The organism is Pseudomonas sp. S30 (genome assembly GCF_016518545.1).
Classification (GTDB): Bacteria; Pseudomonadota; Gammaproteobacteria; order Pseudomonadales; family Pseudomonadaceae; genus Aquipseudomonas.
This window is the reverse complement of sequence record NZ_JACVTO010000007.1, coordinates 181,756-205,180: the sequence shown is the minus strand read 5'-3', so window position 1 is coordinate 205,180 and position 23,425 is coordinate 181,756. Positions and strand designations below refer to the sequence as shown.

25 protein-coding genes are annotated in these 23,425 nt (G+C 64.8%); 13 read left to right on the top strand and 12 right to left on the bottom strand.

What is annotated here, in order from left to right; all coding sequences use genetic code 11:
- The first annotated feature begins 276 nt into the window (after positions 1–276).
- From IAE34_RS10660 to IAE34_RS10650, 3 genes are all read left to right on the top strand, one after another.
- Positions 277–486 carry a general stress protein gene (locus tag IAE34_RS10660; RefSeq protein ID WP_200138907.1) on the top strand — a complete coding sequence of 70 codons (210 nt, stop codon included), beginning with the start codon at positions 277–279 and terminating at the stop codon, positions 484–486.
- Between the two features lie 86 nt (positions 487–572).
- A complete protein-coding gene (locus IAE34_RS10655; RefSeq protein WP_200138906.1) occupies positions 573–1,790 on the top strand; it encodes a zinc-dependent alcohol dehydrogenase in 1,218 nt (405 codons plus the stop codon).
- A gap of 100 nt (positions 1,791–1,890) precedes the next feature.
- A complete protein-coding gene (locus IAE34_RS10650; protein ID WP_233631067.1) occupies positions 1,891–2,196 on the top strand; it encodes a DUF6555 family protein in 306 nt (101 codons plus the stop codon).
- 23 nt (positions 2,197–2,219) lie between these two features.
- Here IAE34_RS10650 and IAE34_RS10645 read toward each other — a convergent pair whose 3' ends face one another.
- Positions 2,220–3,227 carry an aldo/keto reductase gene (locus IAE34_RS10645; RefSeq protein WP_200138905.1) on the bottom strand — a complete coding sequence of 336 codons (1,008 nt, stop codon included), beginning with the start codon at positions 3,225–3,227 and terminating at the stop codon, positions 2,220–2,222.
- A gap of 165 nt (positions 3,228–3,392) precedes the next feature.
- On the opposite strand from IAE34_RS10645, the gene IAE34_RS10640 reads away from it, so the two are divergent.
- Positions 3,393–3,866 carry a YbjN domain-containing protein gene (locus IAE34_RS10640; RefSeq protein WP_200138904.1) on the top strand — a complete coding sequence of 158 codons (474 nt, stop codon included), beginning with the start codon at positions 3,393–3,395 and terminating at the stop codon, positions 3,864–3,866.
- A 14-nt stretch (positions 3,867–3,880) separates the two neighbouring features.
- Here the strand turns inward: IAE34_RS10640 and alkB are convergent, their stop codons facing one another.
- Positions 3,881–4,525 (bottom strand): DNA oxidative demethylase AlkB, encoded by a 645-nt coding sequence (gene alkB, locus IAE34_RS10635; protein WP_200138903.1) that lies wholly within the window; start codon positions 4,523–4,525, stop codon positions 3,881–3,883.
- Positions 4,526–4,798: 273 nt separating this feature from the next.
- Here alkB and IAE34_RS10630 point away from each other — a divergent pair, with 273 nt between their 5' ends.
- Positions 4,799–5,407 (top strand): SCO family protein, encoded by a 609-nt coding sequence (locus IAE34_RS10630; RefSeq protein WP_200138902.1) that lies wholly within the window; start codon positions 4,799–4,801, stop codon positions 5,405–5,407.
- Positions 5,408–5,890, top strand: coding sequence for a copper chaperone PCu(A)C (locus tag IAE34_RS10625; protein WP_200138901.1), 483 nt, complete (start codon positions 5,408–5,410; stop codon positions 5,888–5,890).
- 54 nt (positions 5,891–5,944) lie between these two features.
- On the opposite strand, the gene IAE34_RS10620 is transcribed toward IAE34_RS10625, so the two are convergent.
- The 4 genes from IAE34_RS10620 to IAE34_RS10605 form a co-directional block, all read right to left on the bottom strand.
- On the bottom strand, positions 5,945–6,172 hold the full coding sequence (locus IAE34_RS10620) for a hypothetical protein (protein ID WP_200138900.1): 228 nt from the start codon (positions 6,170–6,172) through the stop codon (positions 5,945–5,947).
- A 62-nt stretch (positions 6,173–6,234) separates the two neighbouring features.
- The gene (locus IAE34_RS10615; RefSeq protein ID WP_200138899.1) at positions 6,235–7,068 is read right to left on the bottom strand and encodes an AraC family transcriptional regulator; all 834 of its coding nucleotides are present in this window, start codon (positions 7,066–7,068) and stop codon (positions 6,235–6,237) included.
- Positions 7,065–7,379: an AzlD domain-containing protein gene (locus IAE34_RS10610; RefSeq protein WP_200138898.1), complete on the bottom strand. Its 315-nt coding sequence runs from the start codon at positions 7,377–7,379 to the stop codon at positions 7,065–7,067. Before IAE34_RS10610 ends, IAE34_RS10615 begins: the two co-directional genes overlap by 4 nt.
- Positions 7,376–8,077 carry an AzlC family ABC transporter permease gene (locus IAE34_RS10605; protein WP_233631066.1) on the bottom strand — a complete coding sequence of 234 codons (702 nt, stop codon included), beginning with the start codon at positions 8,075–8,077 and terminating at the stop codon, positions 7,376–7,378. The genes IAE34_RS10610 and IAE34_RS10605 overlap by 4 nt, the downstream gene beginning before the upstream one ends.
- A 154-nt stretch (positions 8,078–8,231) precedes the next feature.
- On the opposite strand from IAE34_RS10605, the gene IAE34_RS10600 reads away from it, so the two are divergent.
- From IAE34_RS10600 to IAE34_RS10590, 3 genes are all read left to right on the top strand, one after another.
- Positions 8,232–9,095: an SMP-30/gluconolactonase/LRE family protein gene (locus IAE34_RS10600; RefSeq protein WP_200138896.1), complete on the top strand. Its 864-nt coding sequence runs from the start codon at positions 8,232–8,234 to the stop codon at positions 9,093–9,095.
- 121 nt (positions 9,096–9,216) lie between these two features.
- The gene (locus IAE34_RS10595) at positions 9,217–9,969 is read left to right on the top strand and encodes a class I SAM-dependent methyltransferase (protein WP_200138895.1); all 753 of its coding nucleotides are present in this window, start codon (positions 9,217–9,219) and stop codon (positions 9,967–9,969) included.
- 81 nt (positions 9,970–10,050) lie between these two features.
- Entirely contained in the window at positions 10,051–11,265 is a 1,215-nt protein-coding gene (locus IAE34_RS10590; RefSeq protein ID WP_200138894.1) for a YeeE/YedE family protein, read from the top strand.
- A 139-nt stretch (positions 11,266–11,404) separates the two neighbouring features.
- Here IAE34_RS10590 and IAE34_RS10585 read toward each other — a convergent pair whose 3' ends face one another.
- Entirely contained in the window at positions 11,405–11,734 is a 330-nt protein-coding gene (locus tag IAE34_RS10585) for a hypothetical protein (protein ID WP_200138893.1), read from the bottom strand.
- Between the two features lie 236 nt (positions 11,735–11,970).
- On the opposite strand from IAE34_RS10585, the gene IAE34_RS10580 reads away from it, so the two are divergent.
- Together IAE34_RS10580 and IAE34_RS10575 are read left to right on the top strand one after the other, a co-directional pair.
- Positions 11,971–12,723, top strand: coding sequence for a FadR/GntR family transcriptional regulator (locus tag IAE34_RS10580; protein ID WP_200138892.1), 753 nt, complete (start codon positions 11,971–11,973; stop codon positions 12,721–12,723).
- A 127-nt stretch (positions 12,724–12,850) separates the two neighbouring features.
- Positions 12,851–13,804: a pyridoxamine 5'-phosphate oxidase family protein gene (locus IAE34_RS10575; protein WP_200138891.1), complete on the top strand. Its 954-nt coding sequence runs from the start codon at positions 12,851–12,853 to the stop codon at positions 13,802–13,804.
- Between the two features lie 22 nt (positions 13,805–13,826).
- Here the strand turns inward: IAE34_RS10575 and IAE34_RS10570 are convergent, their stop codons facing one another.
- The 5 genes from IAE34_RS10570 to IAE34_RS10550 form a co-directional block, all read right to left on the bottom strand.
- Entirely contained in the window at positions 13,827–15,407 is a 1,581-nt protein-coding gene (locus tag IAE34_RS10570; protein WP_200138890.1) for an aldehyde dehydrogenase (NADP(+)), read from the bottom strand.
- 45 nt (positions 15,408–15,452) lie between these two features.
- Positions 15,453–17,006: a galactarate dehydratase gene (gene garD / locus IAE34_RS10565; RefSeq protein ID WP_200138889.1), complete on the bottom strand. Its 1,554-nt coding sequence runs from the start codon at positions 17,004–17,006 to the stop codon at positions 15,453–15,455.
- Positions 17,007–17,082: 76 nt separating this feature from the next.
- Entirely contained in the window at positions 17,083–18,438 is a 1,356-nt protein-coding gene (locus tag IAE34_RS10560) for an MFS transporter (RefSeq protein ID WP_200138888.1), read from the bottom strand.
- 95 nt (positions 18,439–18,533) lie between these two features.
- On the bottom strand, positions 18,534–19,451 hold the full coding sequence (kdgD, locus tag IAE34_RS10555) for a 5-dehydro-4-deoxyglucarate dehydratase (protein ID WP_200138887.1): 918 nt from the start codon (positions 19,449–19,451) through the stop codon (positions 18,534–18,536).
- A 346-nt stretch (positions 19,452–19,797) separates the two neighbouring features.
- On the bottom strand, positions 19,798–20,607 hold the full coding sequence (locus IAE34_RS10550; protein ID WP_200138886.1) for a gamma-glutamyl-gamma-aminobutyrate hydrolase family protein: 810 nt from the start codon (positions 20,605–20,607) through the stop codon (positions 19,798–19,800).
- Positions 20,608–21,015: 408 nt separating this feature from the next.
- Here IAE34_RS10550 and IAE34_RS10545 point away from each other — a divergent pair, with 408 nt between their 5' ends.
- Together IAE34_RS10545 and IAE34_RS10540 are read left to right on the top strand one after the other, a co-directional pair.
- Positions 21,016–22,041: an Ldh family oxidoreductase gene (locus IAE34_RS10545; protein WP_200138885.1), complete on the top strand. Its 1,026-nt coding sequence runs from the start codon at positions 21,016–21,018 to the stop codon at positions 22,039–22,041.
- Between the two features lie 167 nt (positions 22,042–22,208).
- Positions 22,209–23,402, top strand: a complete 1,194-nt coding sequence (locus tag IAE34_RS10540; RefSeq protein ID WP_200138884.1) for an amino acid aminotransferase — start codon at positions 22,209–22,211, stop codon at positions 23,400–23,402.
- Positions 23,403–23,425: the final 23 nt, after the last annotated feature.

The following is a 23,425-nucleotide window of genomic DNA, read 5'->3' as shown; positions in this document are numbered from 1 at the left end:
TGTGAGCCGGGGGTAGCGAGGGGAGATGGACTGTGCCGCCGTCGTCAAGGCTTGGCGTTGGACCTGCCAGCAAGTGTTAAGTGCGGGACCTGGCGAAACTATAGGCAGGCGGGCGGATATTGGCGCACAAGCCTCCAGTTCGGGTGCCTTTGGCGCCGCCGGTCGGGCATGCGCCGACCTCGGGGAGCACGTGAGATTCACTGGGTTCAAACACAAGGCCTGCGGCGCATTGCCATGGGCGAACCCAGCCACAGGATCCCTAACAGGAGCAATGACATGGCCAGCGAACAGGACCGTCCCAGCAAGCGCGGCGGCACCAAGGAAACCAATTCCGGCAACTTCGCCAACGACCCCGAGCGCGCCTCACGGGCAGGGCAGAAGGGCGGACAGAATTCCGGCGGCAACTTCGCCAACGACCCTGGTCGCGCCTCCGAGGCCGGCCGGCGCGGCGGGCAGAACAGCCGAGGCGGCGGACGCACCGCGTGACGGCTAGGCTGTAACGAAGGCCCGGCCGCAGGCGGTCGGGCTCTGGTGCGGTGCAGCGGGCACTGCGCAGCCCTGGAGACACGATCATGCGTGCACTGACCTATCATGGCGCCGGTGATGTGCGAGTGGATACGGTAGCCGAACCTATTCTGCGTGACAGCGACGACATTCTCTTGCGCGTGACCGCCACCGCCATCTGCGGCTCGGACCTGCACCTTTACCGCGGCAAGATTCCCATGGTTGACAGCGGCGACATTCTCGGCCACGAGTTCATGGGCATCGTCGAAGAAGTCGGGTCTGAGGTGACTGCCGTGAAACCGGGCGACAGGGTAGTGATTCCCTTCGTGATTGCCTGCGGCGGTTGCTTCTTCTGCCAGCATGCGCTGTTCGCCGCGTGCGAGACCACCAACTCCGGCCGTGGTACGATTTTGAACAAGAAAGCCATACCTCCTGGAGCAGCGCTGTTCGGCTACAGCCATTTGTATGGCGGGATTGCGGGTGGGCAGGCCGAGTACGTGCGGGTACCCAAGGGTAACGTCGGTCCGTTCAAGGTGCCCGGTCATCTCAGCGATGACAAGGTGCTCTTTCTCTCCGACATTCTGCCAACCGCCTGGCAGGCAGTGGTCAACGCCGATGTGGGTCAAGGCGATTCCCTGGCCATCTATGGCGCAGGGCCGGTGGGTCTGCTCTGCGCGGCCTGCGCGCGCATGCGTGGCGTGGAAACGATCTTCATGGTGGATAACTGCGCCTACCGCCTGGACTACGCCCGCGGCGCGTATGGCGTTGTTCCCATCGACTTCTCCCAGGACGACGACCCGGCCGACAGCATCATTCGCCAGACTCGCGGCATGCGCGGCGTGGATGCAGTGATCGATGCGGTCGGCTTCGAGGCCAAGGGCAGCACCACCGAGTCGGTGCTCACGGCTCTGAAAATCGAGGGCAGCAGCGGCAAGGCCCTGCGCCAGAGCATCGCTGCGGTGCGTCGCGGCGGGGTGGTGAGCGTGCCCGGCGTGTATGCTGGCTTCGTCCACGGTTTTCTGTTCGGTGACGCGTTCGACAAGGGCTTGACCTTCAAGATGGGTCAGACCCACGTCCATCGCTACCTGCCCGAGTTGCTCGAGCATATCGAGGCCGGGCGGCTGAATCCCGAGGCCATCGTCACCCATCGCCTGGCACTGGAAGAGGCCGCTCGCGGCTATGAACTGTTCGACGAGATGCAGGAACGCTGCCGCAAGGTGATTCTGCTGCCTGGTGCGATGTCCGAGCCAGCCACTGAATCGGCGCGACCTGGTCTGCTCAGGTAGCTTCCACAGGCTGTTCATCAACTTGTTCGACAATCTTTTGAATCTTCGTGGAGTGCCCGGATCAATCAAGAGTCATCCATGGAAAGAAGGAGGCCCAGAAATGCCAGCTCCACAGTTGTACATCATCGAATACAAGCAGCATGGCCAGCTGCGCAGCTTCATCATTCGATCGGAGCGGATGGACAATGCCGAGGCCTGGCATTGGGCCAGTTGCGATGCCGGTGTCGGCATCATCCCGAAGTTCGGGCGCGAAAAGATCAAGAAGGTCAGCCGTCCCATGGCAGAGCGCTACGGGATCACCGAGGTGAACTGGCGCCTTTCCGGCAGCGGCGCGGGCCGTGGCCCCGTCGCCAGCCAACCACGCACCGAGTCTTCCACTGGAGACGAGATGCGTGTGTTGGTGTGAGCTGCTGCAAGGGTCGCCCCGCCTCAGCGGGGGTGGCGCCCGCTGACGAAATGCGCCATGTCGTTGAATCCTGGAGTCGAAGCATGCCCCGGGGTGACCAGTGAGTCGATGAACGCCTCGTCCTCCTGGGTGATCTGCACCTCCAGAGCTCCTACGTAGGTCTGCCACTGTGCCTCGGTACGCGGGCCCACGATGGCGGAGCTGATCAGCTGGTTGTTGAGTACCCAGGCGATGGCGAACTCTACCATGCCAACGCCTTTATCCTTGGCATGGGCCTGGATTTTCTGGGCGATGTCCAGTGATTCCTGGCGCCATTCCACCTCCATGATCCGTTTGTCCTGGCGAGCCGCGCGGCTGCCTTGCTCAGGTGCGGCGCCAGGTGCGTATTTGCCACTGAGTACACCACGCGCCAACGGGCTGAAGGGCACCACCCCCAGTCCGTGATAGGCCGCTGCGGTGAGCTGCTCGGGCTCGGCCTGGCGATTGACGATGTTGTACAACGGCTGGCTGACCACCGGAGGTGCCACCCCGAGGCGCTGTGCCACGTTGCAGATTTCGGCGATGCGCCAGCCGCGGAAATTGGAAACGCCCCAGTAGCGGATCTTGCCCTGGGCGATCATCTCGCCAAGTGCACGTACCGTTTCTTCCAGCGGCACCTGGTGGTCTTCGCGGTGCAGGTAGTAAATGTCCAGGTAATCGGTGTCGAGCCGGGTCAGACTCGCATGCAGGGCATTGAACAAGTGCTTGCGTGACAGGCCGCTACGGTTGGGCAGGCCATCTGCCGGTCCGTATCCGCCCTTGGAGGCCACCACCCAGGCCTGTCGGTGACGGGCGACGGCACCGCCGACGATTTCCTCGGAGCGGCCGGCGTTATAGACATCGGCGGTGTCGATGAAATTGATGCCCTGGTCCCACGCCTGGTCGATGATTCGACGCGCAGTCTGGGCATCGGTCTGTTCGCCGAACATCATGCTGCCCAGGGTCAGGGCGGATACGTTCAGGCCACAGCGGCCAAGAGGGCGATAGCGCATGGTGAGAGCTCCTTGCATCGGGAATGGATCGTTCCGTTTTACACAGAACTCGTCGGCTTTTAAAGGCCGAGCCAGCGGCCGTGGGTGGGGTGCGGCTCTGGCCATTCGAGCCGCGTGTGCTACTACTTGATAGCGACCCGTGGCTGATTACAAGGAAGGCTGTGCATGACTGATGTTCCCCTGATCGACACCGTGAGCGCCGACTCGCTGACCGACTTGCTGCAGGATGCCGGTTGCCGGGTCAACCGCAGCGAGCAGAATGGCGTGGTGCAGTTGCTCAGTGCCAGCCAGGGCGTGGGCTACGGCGTGCGGTTCGGCAATCGCGCGCCGGGCAAAGACGGCGAGTTCCTCGACTTCACCTTCAGCTGCGCCCTGCGCATCCAGGGCGAGTTGCCGCTCGGATTGGCCGAGCGCTGGAACGCCACCCGGCGTTTCGCTCGCCTGTCGGTGCAGGGAGAGTACCTGGTGATGGAAATGGACGTGGTGGTCGCCGACGGGGTCAGCCAGAAACACCTGCTGGGCAGCTTGCTGTTGTGGGACCGTGTGCTGCAGGAATTCATCGTCTACCTGCGCGACTACAGTCGCCACAATGCTGAGCAACCTTCACAGGCGCCGGTCGAGGGCGCGACGGCCTCCTGAACGTGCCCGCGCAATCAGCCTGCCTTGCGCAGGGTAAGGTTGATCCGCCGCTCGCCCAGCCGCGAGTGGCTGCCGGGCTTGATCGGCAATACGCCATGGAACCGCAGCCGATCTTCACCGCCCCATACCAGTACGTCGCCATGGACCAGCGGCACATGGAGCGGGCGCTCGCTGCGCTGCTGCCCGCCGAACAGGAAAATGGCCGGCAGACCCAGGGAAATGGACACGATCGGTTGCGCGAAATCCCGCTCGTCGCGGTCCTGATGCAGTGTCAGTCGGGTACCCGGCAGGTAGTGGTTGATCAGGCAGGCGTCGGCGCAGAAACCGTCGAACCCGGCGGCGGTGGCCGCAGTCGATGCCAGCTCGGACAAGACCTGTGGCAGCGCCGGCCAGGGCTGGCCATTGAGCGGATCGACCGGCGTATAGCGATAGCCGCGTGCATCGCTGATCCAGCCCAAGGCGCCACAGTTGCTCAGCGCCACGGCCATGGGCAGTCCGCCGGGTGTCTGCATGTGCCGAAACGGTGAGGCACGCAGCACCGGGCGCAGGGCATCGAGCAAGGGCTCGACCTGACTCAGCGCGAAGCCGGGCAGCAGCACCGTGTGGGTCGCCAGACGTTGCGGCTGCGGGCCGAAAAGATCGAGGTCGGATTGAATCATGCTGCTCGCACCAGAGAGACGGCGGTCAGTGTACCCCGCTGTCGAGATTCGCCCCAGGCCGCCCGGCGGATGAATCCGCCTGCTCTCAGAGGCTCTAGCAACAAAGTGTTACTCTTTCAAGCCCTGCGACAACAGGCCGCAGCCCGGAAACCGGGGGTTGCAGGCCGATCGCGCCGACCTCGGCTGGTGGCGCATCGGGGGTCGTGCCAGAATGCCGCGGTTTTCGACCGGCCCTGCCCGAGGGCCGGCACCTTCCCTGTAAAGGATGGTTTCATGACTGATCTGCTGACTCGGCGCGCTGTCGTCGCCGGGATGGGTGTACTGGGTCTGGGCCTGCTGGCCGGTTGCAGTCCGGCCCGAGGCCTGGACTTCAAGTACGGAAAGAACATGAGCAACGAAATCCTTGGGCGCAAGTTCAAGCTCAAGGATACCCAGGGCAATGAGCGCACGCTGTCGAGCTTCTACGGCTCGATGCCGATGATCTTCTTCGGTTTTACCCAGTGCCCGGCAGTGTGCCCGACTGCGCTGGCCCGCGCGGCGCAGATCCGCCAGCTCCTCAAGGGGCGCGATCGCGACCTGTTCCAGGTGGTGTTCATCACGCTGGACCCCGAGCGCGATACTCCCCAGGTGCTCGATGCCTACACCAAGGCATTCGATCCTTCGTTCATCGCCCTCACCGGGACTCCCGAAGAAATCGACGACGTCGCCCGGGAATTCAAAGTGTTCTACGAGAAGATTCCTACCGGCGATACCTACACCATTTCTCACTCGTCCACCAGCTACGTCTACGACACCCGTGGCACCTTGCGCCTGAGCCTTGGCCACTCCCTGAATGCCCAGGAATGCGCCGAAGACCTGCGCACCTTGATGGAGATCTGCTGAATGTCTATGCGAACCCTCTGCCGCGGCCTGGCCGCGCTCGCTGTGATGGGCATGACCCTGCCTGCCTTGGCACAGACCACCGTAAGTGACGCCTGGGTGCGCGCCAGTGTGCCTCATCAGCAGTCCACTGGTGCCTTCATGACCCTGACCGCCACCACCGATAGCACGCTGATCGGCGTGGCGTCCCCGGTGGCAGGCCTGGTGCAGGTGCACGAGATGACCACGAACGGCGACGTGATGGGCATGCGCGAAGTCAAGTCCGTGGCCTTGCCTGCTAACAAACCGGTGACCCTGGACCCCAACGGCTATCACGTGATGCTCATGGGCCTCAAGGAACAGGTGAAGGAAGGGCAGCAGGTACCGCTGACCCTCACCGTCGAAGACGCCCAAGGCCAACGCCAGACGCTCCAGGTCCAGGCCCCGGTGAAGGCGCTGACCGCCGACATGAGCGGCGGTCACGAGCACATGCACATGACCCACTGACCGCGCCCCACCCAGCCAGTCGCGGGGAGCGCGGCGTGCCGTGCCAGGCAGGCTTCAGCTGCGAAAGCGTGGCAGCGGTCGGTCGACCTTCAGTGACGTCAGCGTACGTCGCACTTGGGCCTCATCAGCCTCCAGGGCCTTGAGGCTCGCGCGGATCTTGCCGGCCGCAGGCACGTCGCCTTGGCGATCGATCCAGTCGGCGATCTGCTTGCAGGCACTGCTCAGGCAGGCCTGACGCTGATTCATCAGGGTGATGAGGGTGGTGAGTTCGCGTTCAGACATGACAGCATCCTCCTTTCGGCCCATTGAGTGTAGCAAGGCTGCCAGCGGATGCTCGGGTGCGATCAGCAAGGCACGCACGCCAGGCGGTAGGCGCCGGGCGTCACTCCGTAGGCCTGCTTGAATTGCCGGTTCAAATGGCTCTGGTCGGCAAAGCCCAGGGTCGATGCCACCTGCAGCGGGGCCAGCCCGGTACGCAGCAGCTCACGCGCACGCACCAACCGGCGCTGCTTGAGCCAGGCGTGGGGCGGCAGGCCGGTCGCCTGTCGGAAGACTCGGGCGAAATGAAAAGGCGACAGATTGACGGCTGCTGCCAGCACTTCGAGCGAGGGCGGCTCGGCCAGGCGACTCTGCAGCAGCTCGCGCGCGCGGGCCACTGCCAGCGGCTCGTGCCCGGGCGCGGCGGGCTCGGCACCGCGACCGTGGCGCTGGACCAGCCCCAGCACCGTTTCGCGCCAGGCGGTCTGCTGTTCCAAGGCACTGGCCCGTGCCTCGGACAGCCGATGCAGGCGACTCAAGGCAGCCGCCAGCAGTGGATCCTGAACCACGCTCTGGGCAAAGCGCGGCATGCCACTGCGCCCGAGCTCCAGCTCATCGAGCACGCCCGCGACCCGGCTCGAGTCTGGATAGAACGCGCGATAGCGCCAGCCCGCCTCGTGCGCCTTGGCGCCGGTGTGCAGCTCGTCGGGGTTGATCAGCACCACGCTGCCCACCGGTGCCAGGTGGTCGCTGCCACGGTGCCAGAAGCACTGGGCACCGGACTCGATCACGGTGAACACGTAGCCTTCATGCACATGGGGAGCGAAACGCTGCTGCACGTAGCGCGCATGCAACATTTCGACATCGCCCAGCGCCGGTGCCTGCCACAGGTGGATCTGTTCGAGCAGTGGCCTGGTCATGTCAGCCAACTGCGCAGGAGGAAGAAGATCAGCATGCTTGCCAGCATGCTCGGCAGCACACGGCCGGTCAACAGTACCAGCGCGATGGCCGACAGTGCGCCCAGCAGGTAGGGATTGAGCGGATGCAGGTCCAGGTGCTGGTCCGGCAGGAAGACGATCGGCCCGCAGATCGCGGTGAGCATTCCCGGCACGGCGAAACCCAGGAACTGCCGGAGGTTGGCGCCCAGGCGCAGCGGCAGGCGTGGCTCCAGAAACACATAGCGGTTGAGGAAGACCAGCAGCCCCATGGCGACGATCAACCACCAGATCATGACCGACCCCCCCATAGCTTCTGGCAGACGGACCCGGCCGCCATGCCCAGCACGCCGGCCAGCACCAGTGCCGCTTCCCAGTGCCAGGCGCTGAACAGCACCGAGCACGACAACGAAACGGCTACGCAGACCAGGGTCGGCCAGTCACGTACCCGTGGCGCGATCAGCGCCACGAACGTGGCGACGATGGAGAAGTCCAGACCGAGCCGGTCCAGGTGCGGGATGCTCTTGCCCAGCACGATCCCCAGCAGGGTGAACAGGTTCCAGGCCACGTAGAACGTCAACCCCACGCCCAGGGCGTACCAGCGGTCGAACTGCTGGCGGTCGTGATGGCTCACCAACGCAAAAAGCTCGTCGGTCAGCAGAAAGCCCAGGCCCAGCCGCCAGCGTGCCGGCAGCCCCGACACCAGCGGACGCAGTGACAGCCCGTACAGCAGATGCTGGGAGGTGAGCAGCAGGGTGGTCAGCAGGATCGACAGCAACCCGGCGCCGCTCTTGAGCATGCCGATCGCTACCAGTTGTGCGGCGCCCGCGAAGACGATGGCCGACAGGCCCTGGCCCTGCCAGCCGCTGAGATCGGCCTCGATGGCCATGGAGCCGGCCAGCAGGCCCCAGGGCGCCACGGCCAGCGACAAGGGCAGGATGGCAAGGCCGCCCTGGATGAAGGCGTGACGAGCGGGTGAGGGCGGACTGGACATGACGACTCGAACCTGGGCTTGGAGAGCCAGCATGCCAGAGCGGGTACTCGCAAGGCTTGAACGATCTTGCTGGTTCAGGGGTACAGCGGGTGCGTGACGACATTTTTTTCACATCGCCTTGCTAGGATCGCCCGCCAGCCTACAGGAGCGATCCATGATCCACGTGTTCCGCCACCGCGCAGTAAAGCTTTCCCTGACGGCAGCCGCAGCTGTCGTCGTGAGCGCCCTGGGTTTCTTCGCCTGGCAGAGCTTCTACCCCGTGCAGGCCGCAGCCGGTTGGCAGGTGCAGGTGCTACATGGCGATATTCCCAAGGCCGCTTCGCTGTTGCCGCTGGCCGACGGCAGCCTGGTGGTGAGCAGCGAGCTGGACGACGGCCTGGGCAGTATCCTGAAGATCAGCCCGCAGGGTTCGCGCGAGGTGCTCATCGACGGCCTGTCCAAGCCTGATGGCATTGCGGCCGTGGACGGCGGCTGGGTGTTCAGCCAGGAGGGCGGCGTGGCGCCTGTCATGTTGTCACGCGATGGTCAGACCACCTCATTGTTCGAAGGCGAGAGCGTGCAGGGCCTGTGGAACGAGGGCGATCACCTGTACGCCATCGAGGACCGCAAGGGTGAGGGTCGCCTGATGCGCTACGATTGGAAGAGCGGTCAGGTGCAGGTGCTGCGCTCGGCGCTCGACGAAAGCGAAGGCCTGACCCGCTGCGCCGGTGGGCGGCTGCTGTACACCGAGAAGGCGACGGGGCGCATCCGCGCATTGAGCGAAAACGGCGAAGATCCAGTGGTGTACGACGACCTTCGCCACCCCACGTTCCTGTTCTGCGACCAGCGCGGCTTGTGGATCAGCGAAGACTCCACGCACCGTGCCCGTCTGGTCCGAATCGACACGGATGGCCAGCGTCACACGGTGCTGTCATTCCTCAAGGCGCCGCAGTCGATCGTGCCAGACGGCAAGGGCGGATATCTGCTGGCCGAGGGTGGCCGCAACCGGGTCCTGCGTTTGTCGCCATCCGGTCTCTGAGCTTTCGGCCAGCGCCTCGAACGGTCCTGCCGCGTGGCCCCGTGGCAGCGCCCTCAGGCCTCGGCGCTTGTGCATCGCACCCAAGCCCCGCCACACTAGGCGCCCGGATCAGGAGCAGGGCATGGCACTTTCCACCACGGACTTCACTGCGCGACTGCTGCTCGATGCCGGCCTGGGGCCTGGCATGCGGGTCCTGGAGGTGGGGTGCGGCACAGGTGAGGTGAGTGCGCTGCTGGCCGAATTGGTCGAGCATGATGGCGCGGTTGTGGCGGTCGACCAGTCGCCGTCGGCGTTGACGCAGGCTCGCCTGCGCCCCAGCGATCCGAACTGCGCCAGGATCGATTTCGTGGAGGGCGACCTGCACCGTCTGCCCGCTTCGCTCGGGCTTTTCGATGCCATCGTCGGTCGCCGTGTACTGATGTATCAGCCCGATCCGGTGCGGGTTCTGCGCGGGTTGGCCAAGCTGTTACTGCCGGGCGGCGTCCTGGTGTTCCAGGAGCATGACAGCAGCCTCACGCCCGCCAGCCTCGAGCCCTTTGCATTGCATCGCCGCGCCCAGCGCTGGCTGCAACGCTTGCTCGCGCATGAAGGGGCGGACCTGCACATCGGTTTCAATCTGCACCGGATCTGCACCGACGCCGGGCTGCAGGTGCAGTCCCTGCGCGCCGAGTGCCTGGTGCAGACCCCGACCAGCCCTTACCCATTGGCGGCGATCGTGCGCGATTGCCTGCCCAGAATCATCGAGCACGGCATCGCCACGGCGCGCCAGGTGGGCATAGAGACGTTGCAGGCGCGCCTGGATGCCGAGCGCAGTCGGTCCTCGGGCATTTACATCGGCGACACGGCTTTCGGTATCTGGGCCAGCAAACGCTGAGATGAGGCGCCGTGCTGGCTGCCACTGCACCCGGCTCGGCGCTATACTCGCGGCCCGTCCGACTGTTATCCGAGTATTTCAATGGGTTTTTCCGCTACCGCCATGCCCCAGCCGCGCCGTCTGGGTGCGCCGCTCCTGGCCCTGATCCTGCTGCTGGCGGGGGGCTGGTTCCTCGAGGTCCAGGCCGGCCTCAGGCAGATGCTGCTGCTGTTGCTGGGGGCCGCACTCGGCTTGACGCTCTATCACGCCGCCTTCGGTTTCACGTCGGCGTGGCGAGTGTTCATCAATGACCGTCGCGGTGCCGGCCTGCGGGCGCAGATGGTGATGCTGGCGCTGGCCGTTGTGCTGTTCTTCCCTGCGTTGTCCGCCGGCAGCCTGTTCGGCAATCCGGTCAGTGGACTGGTCGCCCCGGCAGGGGTCTCGGTGGTGTTCGGTGCCTTCATCTTCGGCATCGGCATGCAACTGGGCGGTGGCTGCGCCTCGGGCACGCTGTTCACGGTGGGCGGCGGCAACGCGCGCATGCTGGTGACCTTGCTGTTCTTCATCGTCGGGTCGGTCACGGCCACCCACCATGCCGACTGGTGGTTCGCGCTGCCTGCGTTTCCAGCCACCTCGATCGTCCACGCGTGGGGCGTGGTCCCTGCGCTGGTCGCCAGTCTCGGGTTGTTCGCGGTGATCGCGGCCATCACCGTGATCCTGGAGCGTCGTCGCCATGGTGCGCTGCAAGCACCGCTCGACACTCAGCGGCAGGTCTCCAAGCGCTTCGTGCGTGGCCCGTGGCCGCTGCTGTGGGGCGCCGTCGCCCTGGCGCTGCTCAATTATGCCACCCTGGCGCTGGCGGGGCGGCCCTGGGGCATTACGTCCGCTTTCGCGCTGTGGGGCGCCAAGACGTTGAGCGCACTGGGCGTGGAGGTCAGCCAGTGGGTGTTCTGGCAGGCGCCGGCCAACGCCAAGGCGCTGGCATCGCCGCTGTGGCAGGACATCACCACGGTGATGGACATCGGCATCGTGCTCGGTGCCTTGCTGGCCGCGGGGCTCGCAGGGCGTTTCGCTCCCAGCCTGAAGATTCCACTGCCTTCTCTGATTGCCGCCGTGATCGGTGGACTGCTTCTAGGCTATGGCTCACGCCTGGCTTACGGATGCAACATCGGCGCCTATTTCAGCGGCATCGCGTCCGGAAGCCTGCACGGCTGGCTGTGGCTGGTGGCGGCGTACCTGGGCAACGTGGTGGGCGTGCGGCTACGCCCAGTATTCTTCGCCGGCGAGCGGCGCGCCGACACCTTAACGGGTTGCTGAACCCGGCTCGGCGATGAACCCAACTTAAGAAACTCCATGAAGTATTTCTATAATTTTTCTTAAGTAAGTGTCTCAAGCCATTGTTTATAATGAAAATTATTAACGGCTCGCTGTGCTCAAGTACTTCGCGCGCCGCACTTCAGCGCTGTGCCACCGCATGCTGCACACATTGCTCATAGTAGGTCTGCTGTATGGCTTTGGGGGGCAGGCGCGACTGGCTGTTGTAGGTCTGCTCGGTGATGCCCATCGCGGTCATGCGCATCCACGGCTTGGCGAACTTGCGCACCTGCAGCTTCTTGCGGCTCGCATACAACGTGGTCCCCGAAAGCTTGGACTGCTGAGCCTGTGCAGCGATCTGCGCTCCCCACTGGCACACGCCTCGTTGGTGCTGGCTGAGCGGCCTGGCCTGCGCGTCCACTGCGCCGAGGGTGAGTGCACAGCTGGCTAGACCTGCTAGAAATACTCGCATATTGCTGTCCTAAGCGATTGACTGAAAAGGGAGTTTGCCTAGGATTTCACAGTCTTGGGGCCAGCAGTTTGCCGTCAGCCGACGGACTGTAGCGCCTGCTGCCAGCGCCCACCGGTTGCCCATCGGTCCTTGAGCCGTGTAGCGGGCAGGCCAGAGCCACACGAGTACAGGGAGATGTGATCGTACAACCGCTTGGGCTATCATGGCGGCTGTATCATCACGGCGAATCTCAGGGCATGACAGAGCAGCACGTACAGCCGCGCACGCGGCGAAAACCCCGCAGTCTGGCCCAGGAACTGGTCACAGTGCTCACCGAGCGCATCCGCAGTGGCCAGTTGAAGCGCGGCGACAAGCTGCCCACCGAATCGCAGATCATGCTCGAAGAAGGCGTGAGCCGTACGGTGGTGCGTGAGGCGATCTCGCGGTTGCAGGCGGCTGGTCAGGTCGAGACCCGGCACGGCATCGGCACATTCGTGCTCGACGCGCCCAGTGCCAGCGGCTTTCGTATCGACCCTGCCACCGTCGTCACCCTGAGGGAGGTTCTGGCGGTGCTGGAGTTGCGCATCGCGCTGGAAATCGAAGCGGCTGGCCTGGCGGCAGAACGGCGCACCGACGAGCAGTTGCGCGGCATGCGCACGGCACTTGACGAGCTCAACGAGGGTGCCGCCCAGGCGTGCGATGCGGTGTCGGCCGACTTCCAGTTTCACCTGCGCATCGCCCAGGCCAGCGGCAATCACTACTTCGCTGACATCCTCGCCCACCTGGGCACCAGCATCATTCCTCGTACCCGGCTCAATTCCGCGCGCCTGGCTCACGATGACCAGGCCCACTACCTGAGTCGCCTGAGCCATGAGCACGAAGCGATCTACGAGGCCATTGCCCGCGGCGATGGCGAGGGGGCGAAACTTGCCATGCGCCTGCACCTGAGCAACAGCCGCGAGCGCCTGCGCCAAGCGCATGCGGCGGGTGAGGCGCAGCAGGCTCGCTAGCCCGGCATCAGACGGTACAAGGGCGGAATTGCGACCGGCGAAACGATCAATTGCCGGGATCGGCCATTCCCGCTAACCGTCCTGCACGGCAGCATGACAGCCCCAGCCACTCATCTGCGGGGCCGTCATGACCACTATTTCCGAACCTTCTCTGCTATGCCCATGGCACGCAGGTGAACGCGCGCTGCAACGCAGCGTCGGCGCCCTCGAGCGCATGGTGAGCATCGGCAGGACGCAGCTCTCGCGCAATGCCATGCCCGACCAGCACCGCAGATTCTACGCGCAGTTGCCCTTCGTGGTCCTGGGCAGCGTCGACCGCTCGGGCGATCCGTGGGCGACGCTGCGAGTGGGTGAACCCGGCTTCATGCAGGCGCCCGAGCCACGCCGACTGGTTCTCAGGTTGCCATGCGAGCCGGCCGACCCGGCGCAAGAGGGCCTGCAAGAGGGAGAAGGCATCGGTCTATTGGGTATCGAACTGCACACACGCCGGCGCAACCGGCTCAACGGCACGATCCGCGACATGAGCGCCACCGGCTTTGCCATCGAACCGAACCAGTGCTACGGCAACTGCCCTCGCTACATCCATCGCCGCACGTGCGAACCCTGGCCCCGCTCGCCGGGCACACCGATTCACTCCACGACCTTGAGCCCACAGGATCACAGCCTGATCGTCGACGCCGACACCTTCTACGTAGCCTCCTATGTGGAGAGCGAGGGCACGCGCCAGGTGGATGTCTCGCACCGCGGTGGCGAGCCCGGATTCGTCCAGGTCGACCCCTGCGGCCGGCTGACCATTCCGGATTTCAATGGCAACGCGTTCTTCAACACCCTGGGCAACCTGCTGATCAACCCCCGCGCCGGCCTGCTGTTCGTGGACAGGGCGCAGGGAGACCTGTTGCAGATGAGCGGCCGCACCGAGGTGCTGCTCGACGATCCGCAGATCGCCGGTTTCGTCGGCGCCGAGCGACTATGGCGGTTCTACCCTGAACGCCTGGTTCGCCGCCCGGGTGCGCTGTCCCTGCGCTGGATCGATGAGGCTGACGGCCTGTCGCCCCATGTCCAGCGCACCGCTAACCGATAGCGCGCCGGGATTGCCTTAAAGCCTACAGCGCGCCGTGATGCCACTGGCCGTCGACCAGACGCCGCAGCCCCAACGGATTGGCGTCCTGCAACGCCTGCGGCAACAGCGCCTGGGGATAGTTCTGGTAGCACACCGGTCGCAGGAAACGGTCGATGGCCAGGGTGCCGACCGAGGTGCCGCGAGCGTCGGAGGTGGCCGGGTAGGGCCCGCCATGCACCATCGCGTCACACACCTCCACCCCTGTGGGATAGCCGTTGACCAGGATCCGGCCGACCTTTTCTTCCAGCAGGGGCACCAGCCAGGCGTAGGCTTCAAGGTCCTGGGGCTCGCCGATCAGCGTCGCGGTGAGCTGACCGCGCAGGCCCAGCAGGGCAGCGCTCAGTTCGGCATCGTCGGCAACTTCGACCGCCACGGTGGTCGGACCGAAGACTTCCTCCTGCAACGCGCTGTCGGACTCGATCAGCAGACGCGCGTCGGCTTTGAACAGCTGCGCGCGCGCCTCAGCGCCTTGCTGAGGCTCGCCTGCCAGATGCTCGACACCGGCATGGGCGTGCAGGTGCGTCAGCCCGTTTTCATAGCTGCGCAGGCCACCGGCATTAAGCAGGGTCTGGCCCGGCTGCTGCTGCAAGTGCTGGCCCAGTTGCGCAAGCAGCTGGTCGAAGGCGCCGCCGCGCAGGCCGATGACCAGCCCAGGATTGGTGCAGAATTGTCCTGCGCCCAGGCAGACCGATCCGGCCAGCTCGCGGGCGATGGTTTCACCGCGCTTGGCCAATGCGCCGGGTAGCAGGATCACCGGGTTGATGCTGGACATTTCGGCGAACACCGGAATCGGCTGCGGCCGTTCGGCAGCCATCCGGCACAGGGCGTCACCGCCTTTGAGCGAGCCGGTGAACCCTACCGCCTGGATCGCCGGATGCTTGACCAGCCATTCGCCTACGCCTGCGCCAAACACCATGTTGAACACGCCCTTGGGCATGCCGGTGCGTTCTGCCGCGCGGACGATGGCGCAGGCCACCTGGTCGGCCGTCGCCATATGACCACTGTGAGCCTTGAACACCACGGGGCAACCCGCCGCCAGCGCCGCTGCGGTATCGCCACCGGCGGTGGAAAAGGCCAGCGGGAAATTGCTCGCGCCGAACACGGCGACCGGGCCTACGCCGATGCGCATCTGTCGCAGGTCGGTACGCGGCAGCGGCTGACGCTGGGGCAGCGCCTGGTCGATGCGCGCGCCGAGGAAGTCACCGCGGCGCAGGACCTGGGCGAACAGACGCATCTGGCCGCTGGTACGCCCTCGCTCACCTTGTATGCGTGCGGCCGGCAGTGCGGTTTCCTGGCACACGATGGCGACGAAGCTGTCGTCCAATTCATCGAGTTCATCGGCGATGGCGTCGAGGAATTCGGCCCGTCGGGCCGGGGCGAGCTGTCGAAACTCGGCAAATGCCGCTGCGGCGGCGCGCGCCGCCTGATCCACTTCGGTCTCGCTGGCCTGGGTGAAACGATAGGGCAGTGCCTGCCCGGTGCTGGCGTCCAGGCTGTGCAAGGTCTGCTGGCCGGTGGCGCTGCGCTGGCCGGCGATGAAGTTGTGGCCAAGGATCTCAGGCATGGAATGCTCCGTAGGCAAGGATAAGAGTAGGAGTGGCAGGCGACCTCAGGTGATCGGTGCCGGATTGAACAGGGTGATGTCGTTGTGCAGTTTGTGACGTTCGGCCCAGGTGTGCTGGCGCCCGCTGGCCACGTCCAGATAGAAGTGGAACAGCTCCCAGCCCAGCGCTTCGATACTCGAACGCCCGGTGGCGATACGTCCGGCGTCGATGTCGATGAGGTCGGGCCAGCGCTGGGCCAGTTCGCTGCGGGTGCACACCTTCACCACCGGGGCCATGGCCAGCCCGTAGGGCGTCCCGCGTCCGGTGGTGAACACGTGCAGGTTCATGCCGGCAGCCAGTTGCAGGGTGCCGCAGACGAAGTCGCTGGCGGGCGTGGCGCAGAAGATCAGGCCCTTGCGGGTCACTCGTTCGCCCGGTCCGATCACGCCCTGGATCGCGCCGCTGCCGGACTTGACGATCGATCCCAGGGATTTTTCGACGATGTTGGACAAGCCGCCTTTCTTGTTGCCCGGCGTGGTGTTGGCACTGCGGTCGGCCGCGCCCTGTTGCAGATAGCGGTCGTACCAGTCCATTTCGCGCACCAGGGCCTCGGCCACTTCCGGCGTTTCGGCACGTGAAGTGAGCATGTAGATCGCGTCGCGAACCTCGGTCACCTCCGAGAACAGCACGGTGGCGCCAGCGCGTACCAGCAGGTCGGCGGCGAAGCCCAGGGCCGGATTGGCCGTGATGCCGGAAAAAGCGTCGCTGCCCCCACACTGCATGCCCAGTATCAATTCGCTCGCCGGCACCGTTTCACGGCGCCGCCGGTCGAGCTTCTGCAAGCGACTCTCGGCCAGTTGCATGATCTGCTCGATCATCTCCCCGAACCCCAACGAGGCATCCTGCAGGCGATACAGCCAGGGCTCGCTGAGGTCTACCGACGGATCGCCCTGATGCATCACCTGCTCGGCTTGCAATTTCTCGCAGCCCAGGCCGATGACCAGCGCTTCGCCACCCAGGTTCGGGTTGCGCGCCAGGTTGCGCACGGTGCGGATGGGGATGTAGGCGTCGCGCGCATTGATGGCCACACCGCAGCCGTAGCTGTGGGTGAGGGCGACCACGTCATCGACGTTGGGGTAGCGCGGCAGCAGTTCTTCGCGGATGCGCTTGACCGCATGCTCCAACACACCGGTGACGCATTGCACGGTGGTGGTGATGCCCAGGATGTTGCGGGTGCCGACCGTGCCGTCGGCGTTGCGGTAGCCTTCGAAGCTGTATCCCTCTAGAGGGGGCAGGGCGGCGGGGACGGCATCGCAGCGCGGCAGGCTGTCCAGCTCCGGTGCTGCCGGCATGGAAAGCTGGCTCTCCTGCACCCAACTGCCCTGCTGCAGGTCCTGCACGGCGTAACCGATGATCTGTCCATAGCGCCGCACGGCCTCGCCCTGGCGGATGTGCTCGGTCGCGACCTTGTGGCTCTGTGGCACGTGCTCGGTCAGGGTCAGGCCGTCGGCGAAGCGCGTGCCTTCGCCCAGGCCGCCGTCGTTGACCACAACGACCACGTTGTCCAGGGAATGCAGACGGATGTAGCGGGGCGACTCGGAATGTTCGATCAACTGCATGGTCAGGCCCTTGTTGTCATTGTCTCAGGCTGCTCTTGGCAGCCGATGCCTGGTCAGGGCATCGGCTCGGGTCGGGTCAGTGGCGAGTGGTCGCCAGCGTCGCCTGGGGTACCGGGTTGGGAGCGGTCGGCTCACGCAACTCGATACGCTTGATCGGACCGACGATCACCAGGTAACTGAAGACGGCCACCAGTGCGTTGGCACCGACATACACCAGCGCCCATTTGAACGAGCCGGTGGCGCTGATGATGTAGCCGATCACGATCGGGGTGGTGATCGACGCGATGTTGCCAAAGGTGTTGAACAGTCCGCCAGACAAGCCGGCGATCTGCTTGGGTGAGGTGTCGGCGACCACGGCCCAGCCCAGTGCGCCGATGCCCTTGCCGAAGAACGCCAGGGTCATGAAGCCCACGACCATCCATTCGGCTTCTACATAGTTGCAGAACACCATGGTGGTGGAGAGCATCAGGCCACACACGATCGGCAGCTTGCGCGAGAAGGTCAGCGAGTTGCCGCGCCGCAACAGCCAGTCGGACAGTACCCCGCCGAGTACGCCACCGATGAAACCGCAGATCGCCGGCAGCGAGGCGATGAAGCCTGCCTTGAGGATGGTCATGCCGCGCTCCTGGACCAGGTACACCGGGAACCAGGTCAGGAAGAAGTAGGTGATGGCATTGATACAGTACTGGCCCAGGTAGACGCCCAGCAGCATGCGACTGGTGAGCAACTGCTTGATGTAGCCCCACTTGGGCCCATCGTTGCCGCGCTTCTGGTCCATGTCCACCAGACCACCGTTGACTTCGATGTGCTCGAGCTCGGCCGCGCTGATGCGCGGGTGCTGGCGTGGATTGTAGATGGTCTTGAGCCAGACCAGCGAGAACAGGATGCCCAGCGCGCCCATGACCACGAACACGTGCTCCCAGCCGAAGCTGAACACGATCCAGCCCATCAGTGGCGCGAACAAGGCCGTGGCGAAGTACTGCGCCGAGTTGAAGATGGCCGACGCCGTGCCGCGCTCGGCGGTCGGGAACCAGGCCGCGACGATGCGCGCATTGCCCGGGAAGGAAGGCGCCTCGGCGAAGCCGACCAGAAAGCGCAGGGTGAACAGTGTCACCACGGCCCAGGCCACTGGCATTCCACCGACGAAGCCCTGCAGCAGGGTGAACAGCGACCAGGTGAAGATGCTGAAGGCGTAGACATTCTTCGAGCCGAAGCGATCGAGCAACCAGCCGCCGGGGATTTGGCCGGCCACGTAGGCCCAGCCGAAGGCGGAGAAGATGTAGCCGAGGGTGACGGCGTCGATACCCAGGTCTTTCTGCAGGCTGGAGCCGGCGATGGCGATGGTAGCGCGGTCGGCATAGTTGATCGTGGTCACCAGGAACAGCATGAACAGGATCAGGTAGCGCACATGCGTCTTTTTAGTCGCTTGCATGCGAGTGTACTCCCACTAGTTATTGTTGTGCGGGGCGTTCGAATTGTAGGCCGGAGCGGGTCTCGCTCCGGCGCGGCCTTGGCAGAGGCCTGGCGTCACACGTGTTGTGGACCCATCTTGTCCATCAGCGCGGCGAGCGCCTGGTATTCCTCGTCGGTCAGGTCGGTGAGCGGGGTGCGCACGGGGCCGGCGTCGTACCCTGCGATGCGTGCGCCGGCCTTGACGATGCTCACCGCGTAGCCGGCCTTGCGGTTGCGGATGTCCAGGTACGGCAGGAAGAAGTCGTCGATCAATTTGCCGACGGTGGCATGGTCTTCGCGGGCGATGGCGTTGTAGAAGTCCATGGCGGTCTTGGGTACGAAGTTGAACACCGCCGATGAGTACACGGGGACGCCCAGCGCCTTGTACGCGGCAGCATAGACCTCGGCCGTAGGCAGGCCACCCAGGTAACTGAAGCGATCGCCCAGGCGGCGGCGGATCGACACCATCAGTTCGATGTCGCCCAGACCGTCCTTGTAGCCGATCAGGTTGGGGCAGCGCTCGGCCAATTGCTCGAGTTGTGTGGCGTTTAGGCGGCAGACATTGCGGTTGTAGACCACCACACCGATGTTCACCGACTTGCACACCGCCTCTACATGGGCAGCGACACCGTCCTGGCTGGCTTCGGTCAGGTAGTGCGGCAGCAGCAGCAGACCCTTGGCGCCCAGGCGCTCGGCCTGCTGGGCATACTCGATGGCCTGACGGGTCGAGCCCCCCACACCGGCCAGGATAGGCACGGAATCGGCACAGGTGTCGACGGCGGTCTTGATCACCTGGCTGTATTCACTGGCAGCCAGGGAGAAGAATTCGCCGGTCCCGCCTGCGGCGAACAGCGCACTGGCGCCGTAGGGCGCCAGCCACTGCAGGCGTTTGGCATAGCCTGCTGGATTGAAATCGCCCTGGGCGTCGAAGTCCGTCACTGGAAAGGACAGCAGGCCGTGGGAAAGGATGGTCTTCAGTTCTTGTGGGTTCATTGTTGTGGGCATCCTGTGAGGCTTGGAGGAAGAGAGGAAACCAAGCTGAGAGGTAAGTTATCGTACAACTAGCTTGGTGAAAAGCCCTCTCATCCAAATTGTCTTCGCCCACAGGTAAGAAGATGTGCTTTCGAAAGGGGGTTGAGCCTATCGGGCAGATAGGTGAGGGATCAAAGTAGACGGCCAAACGACCGTAAAGTGGCAGTCACGCGACGCGTTATTGAAGGTCATCGTATCTCTTGAGGCGAGAACTCAGGATTGCAGGGCGCTCAAGCCAATGTGACTGCAAGCCTGGAGCGGTACGCGGGGCCGAGATTGCCTCGACCCCGCCTGTACGCCGACTTGTTCAGGCTTCACGCCGCCTGATGGCGTGCGCCTTGCGCACCTGGGCGCGGCAGGCATCACCGAACGCCCTGAATAGCTGGATCGAATCCGGGTTCTTCGCCGCTTGCCACTCAGGATGCCACTGCACTGCGAACAGGAAGGGCGAGATGCTCGGGCCGTGGATGGCTTCTACCAGGCCATCATCGGCGCGGGCGATAGGCTCCAGTCCTTCGCCCAGGTTGCGCAGCCCCTGGCCATGCAGGGAGTTGACGCGTATACGGCCGGTACCCAGGGCCTCACACAGCCACGTGCCTGGCTCGATGGTCACCGCGTGAGAGGCGGCGTACTGCACCTCCACTGGGTCATCCGGGTTTTCCCGGTGATCGTCGAAGCCTGGCTCGGCGTACACTTTCTGGTAAATGTCGCCGCCCAGTGCCACGTTGATTTCCTGCATGCCTCGGCAAATGCCGAAAATCGGCAGGCCTCGGGCAATGGCCAGTTGCACCAGCGGGATGTCGAACAGGTCACGGTTCTTGTCCTGGGCCTTGCCGGGCGTCTGGTTTTCCTGTCCGTACAATGCAGGGTCGATATTGCTGCCGGCACCGGTCAGGTAGACGCCGTCGGCCATGTTCAGATACGCCTCGAGGGCATCAGTGCCGCAGCACGTAGGCACCAGTACCGGCACGCAGTCGGAAAACTCGACCAGTGGCGCGATGTACTTGTGGGTCATGACCTGGTAGTCGTGGCCCTTGCGTTCCTGGGTGCCCATGGTCATCAGGACGACGGGTTTGCGCGGGCCGGCTTGCTTGTTGCCAATGTTGCTGTTGGACATATGTCACCTTGGGACAGGCGCTGCCTGTCGTTGTCATGCAGGCGCGTGGCGCAGGGCCTGGAAGCGCGGCCTGAGGCCCCGAGCACTGCCGGCATGGCCTGGAGGCCATCGTACCGGTCGGGACATGAACCGTAGCTTGCCAGAGCCGTTCGATATGTCAAACGACTGGCCCGGGGACTTCGGCAGGTCAGCTCCCGTCGGTGGCCATCCGTATCGGCTGCGCGCCTGTGGCGGCACGGGTTCGCGGGTACGGTTGGTCAATAATATTTAACGGTGCAGTTGGGTCATTGCGCCATTGCAATGATCCCGCATCGATGCTGCGCGATGATTGACAGGGGGCGCTCACGGGCGAACAGTGATTCGGGCCCCGCCCGTCGCTGTCACTTGCAACCTTTTAGGGAGTACCCGATGTCCTCGCCGTTGAAGGATCCTTTGATTCGCGTTCCATTCGCCAAGCTGCATGACCTCTTGTACCGAATATTCTCGCGCCACGGTTGCAGTGACACCGTCGCCGCCATCCTGGCGACCAACTGCACCAACGCCCAGCGCGACGGTGCTCACAGTCATGGGGTATTTCGTATCCCAGGCTATGTCTCGACCTTGGCCAGCGGTTGGGTCGACGGTCAGGCGGTCGCTCAGGTCAGCGACCGCGCAGCGGCGTTCGTGCAGGTCGATGCCCAGGGCGGATTCGCCCAGCCGGCGTTGGCAGCGGCCCGGGATCTGCTGGTGCACAAAGCGCGCAATGCCGGTATCGCCGTCCTGGCGATCCATAACTCCCACCATTTCGCCGCGTTGTGGCCGGATGTGGAGCCCTTCGCCGAAGAAGGCCTGATCGCCCTGAGCGTGGTCAACAGCATGACCTGCGTAGTGCCCCACGGCGCCCGTCGACCGCTGTTCGGCACCAACCCGATCGCCTTTGCCGCGCCCTGTGCTGGCCAGTCGCCGATCGTCTTCGACATGGCCACCAGCGCCATGGCCCACGGTGACGTGCAGATCGCGGCGCGCGAGGGTCGGGCTTTGCCAGACCAGGTGGGCGTGGATGCCGCCGGCGATCCGAGCGTGGACCCTCAGGCCATCCTCGACGGCGGCGCGTTGCTGCCGTTTGGCGGGCACAAGGGCTCGGCGTTGTCGATGATGGTCGAGTTGCTCGCCGCGGGGTTGACGGGCGGGCATTTCTCCTGGGAATTCGACTGGTCCGGGCATCCGGGTGCCAAGACGCCGTGGACCGGGCAGTTGATCATCGTCATCGATCCAGGCAAGGCAGAAGGTGATCGTTTCGCCCAGCGCAGCCGTGGCTTGCTGGAACAGATGCGGGCTGCGGGCGTGTCGCGCCTGCCCGGTGAGCGCCGATTCCGCGAGCGGGCGATCTCGGCCAGGGAAGGGGTGAGTGTCGGCGAGGCGCAGTGGCACTCGCTTGAGCGTCTGCTCGAGTAAGGCCAGGCGAGTCCTGAACTGCGCCGCGCAGCCGTCGCAGGGTTGCGCCCCGGCCGCATTGCATCCGGGCACACCCTGCTTGCGCATCCAGTGATGTTCCTGGCTCGCCTCAGCAGGTATGCTCGGGGGGTTCTTCCGACTGTCCCGATTCCAAGGAGCTGCACGCTGTGTTCAAACATGTCGATGCCTACGCCGGCGATCCGATTCTTTCGTTGATGGAAGCCTTCAAGGTCGACCCGCGCGCCGACAAGGTCAACCTGAGTATCGGCCTGTATTACGACGAAGCCGGCGTAGTGCCGCAGCTGCCCTCGGTGGGTGAGGTCGAGAAGCGCCTGGCCGGCAAGCCCCACGAAGCGTCGTTGTACCTGCCCATGGAGGGTCTGGCCGGCTATCGCCAGGCGATCCAGGCGCTGCTGTTCGGTGCCGATCATCCAGCCGTCACCGCTGGCCGCGTGGCCACCGTGCAGACCGTCGGCGGCTCGGGTGCGCTCAAGGTCGGCGCAGACTTCCTAAAGCGTTATTTTCCGCAGTCCGAGGTCTGGGTCAGCGATCCGACCTGGGACAACCACCGCGCCATTTTCGAAGGCGCCGGTTTCCAGGTGCATACCTACCCCTATTTCGACCAGGCTTCGCGCGGCCTGGATTTCCCCGGCATGCTGGCTGCCCTGCAGGCCCTGCCAGAGCACAGCATCGTGCTGCTGCACCCGTGCTGCCACAACCCCACGGGCGTCGACCTGGACCAGAGCCAGTGGCAGCAGGTGGTCGAGGTGGTCAAGGCGCGCGGGCTCATACCGTTCCTCGACATCGCCTACCAGGGCTTCGGCCAGGGGCTGGTAGAGGATGCCTACGCCATTCGCGAGATGGCCCGGGCCGGCGTGCCGTGCCTGGTGAGCAACTCGTTCTCCAAGATATTCTCGTTGTATGGCGAGCGGGTAGGGGGGCTGTCGGTGGTCTGCGACGACGCGTCGAGCGCCCAGCGCGTGCTCGGCCAGCTCAAGGCCACGGTACGGCGCAACTATTCCAGCCCGCCCAGCCATGGCGCGCTACTGGTGACCGGCGTGCTCAGCGATGCGGCACTCGACGCCCAGTGGCAGGCGGAAGTCGAGGCCATGCGCCAGCGCATCCTCGACATGCGCCACGGGTTGGTGGAGGCGCTGGCCACGCGGCTGCCTGGCCAGGATTTCCAGTTCCTGCTGCGCCAGCGCGGCATGTTCAGCTACACCGGCTTCAGCGCGGAGCAGGCGCGGCGCCTGCGCGACGAGTTCGGTGTGTACATCCTCGACAGCGGCCGTGTCTGCATGGCCGGGCTGCGTCCGGACAACCTGCAACGGGTCGCCGAAGCCTTCGCCGCCGTCCAGTAGGCGTGGATACGAGCCCTCGACAG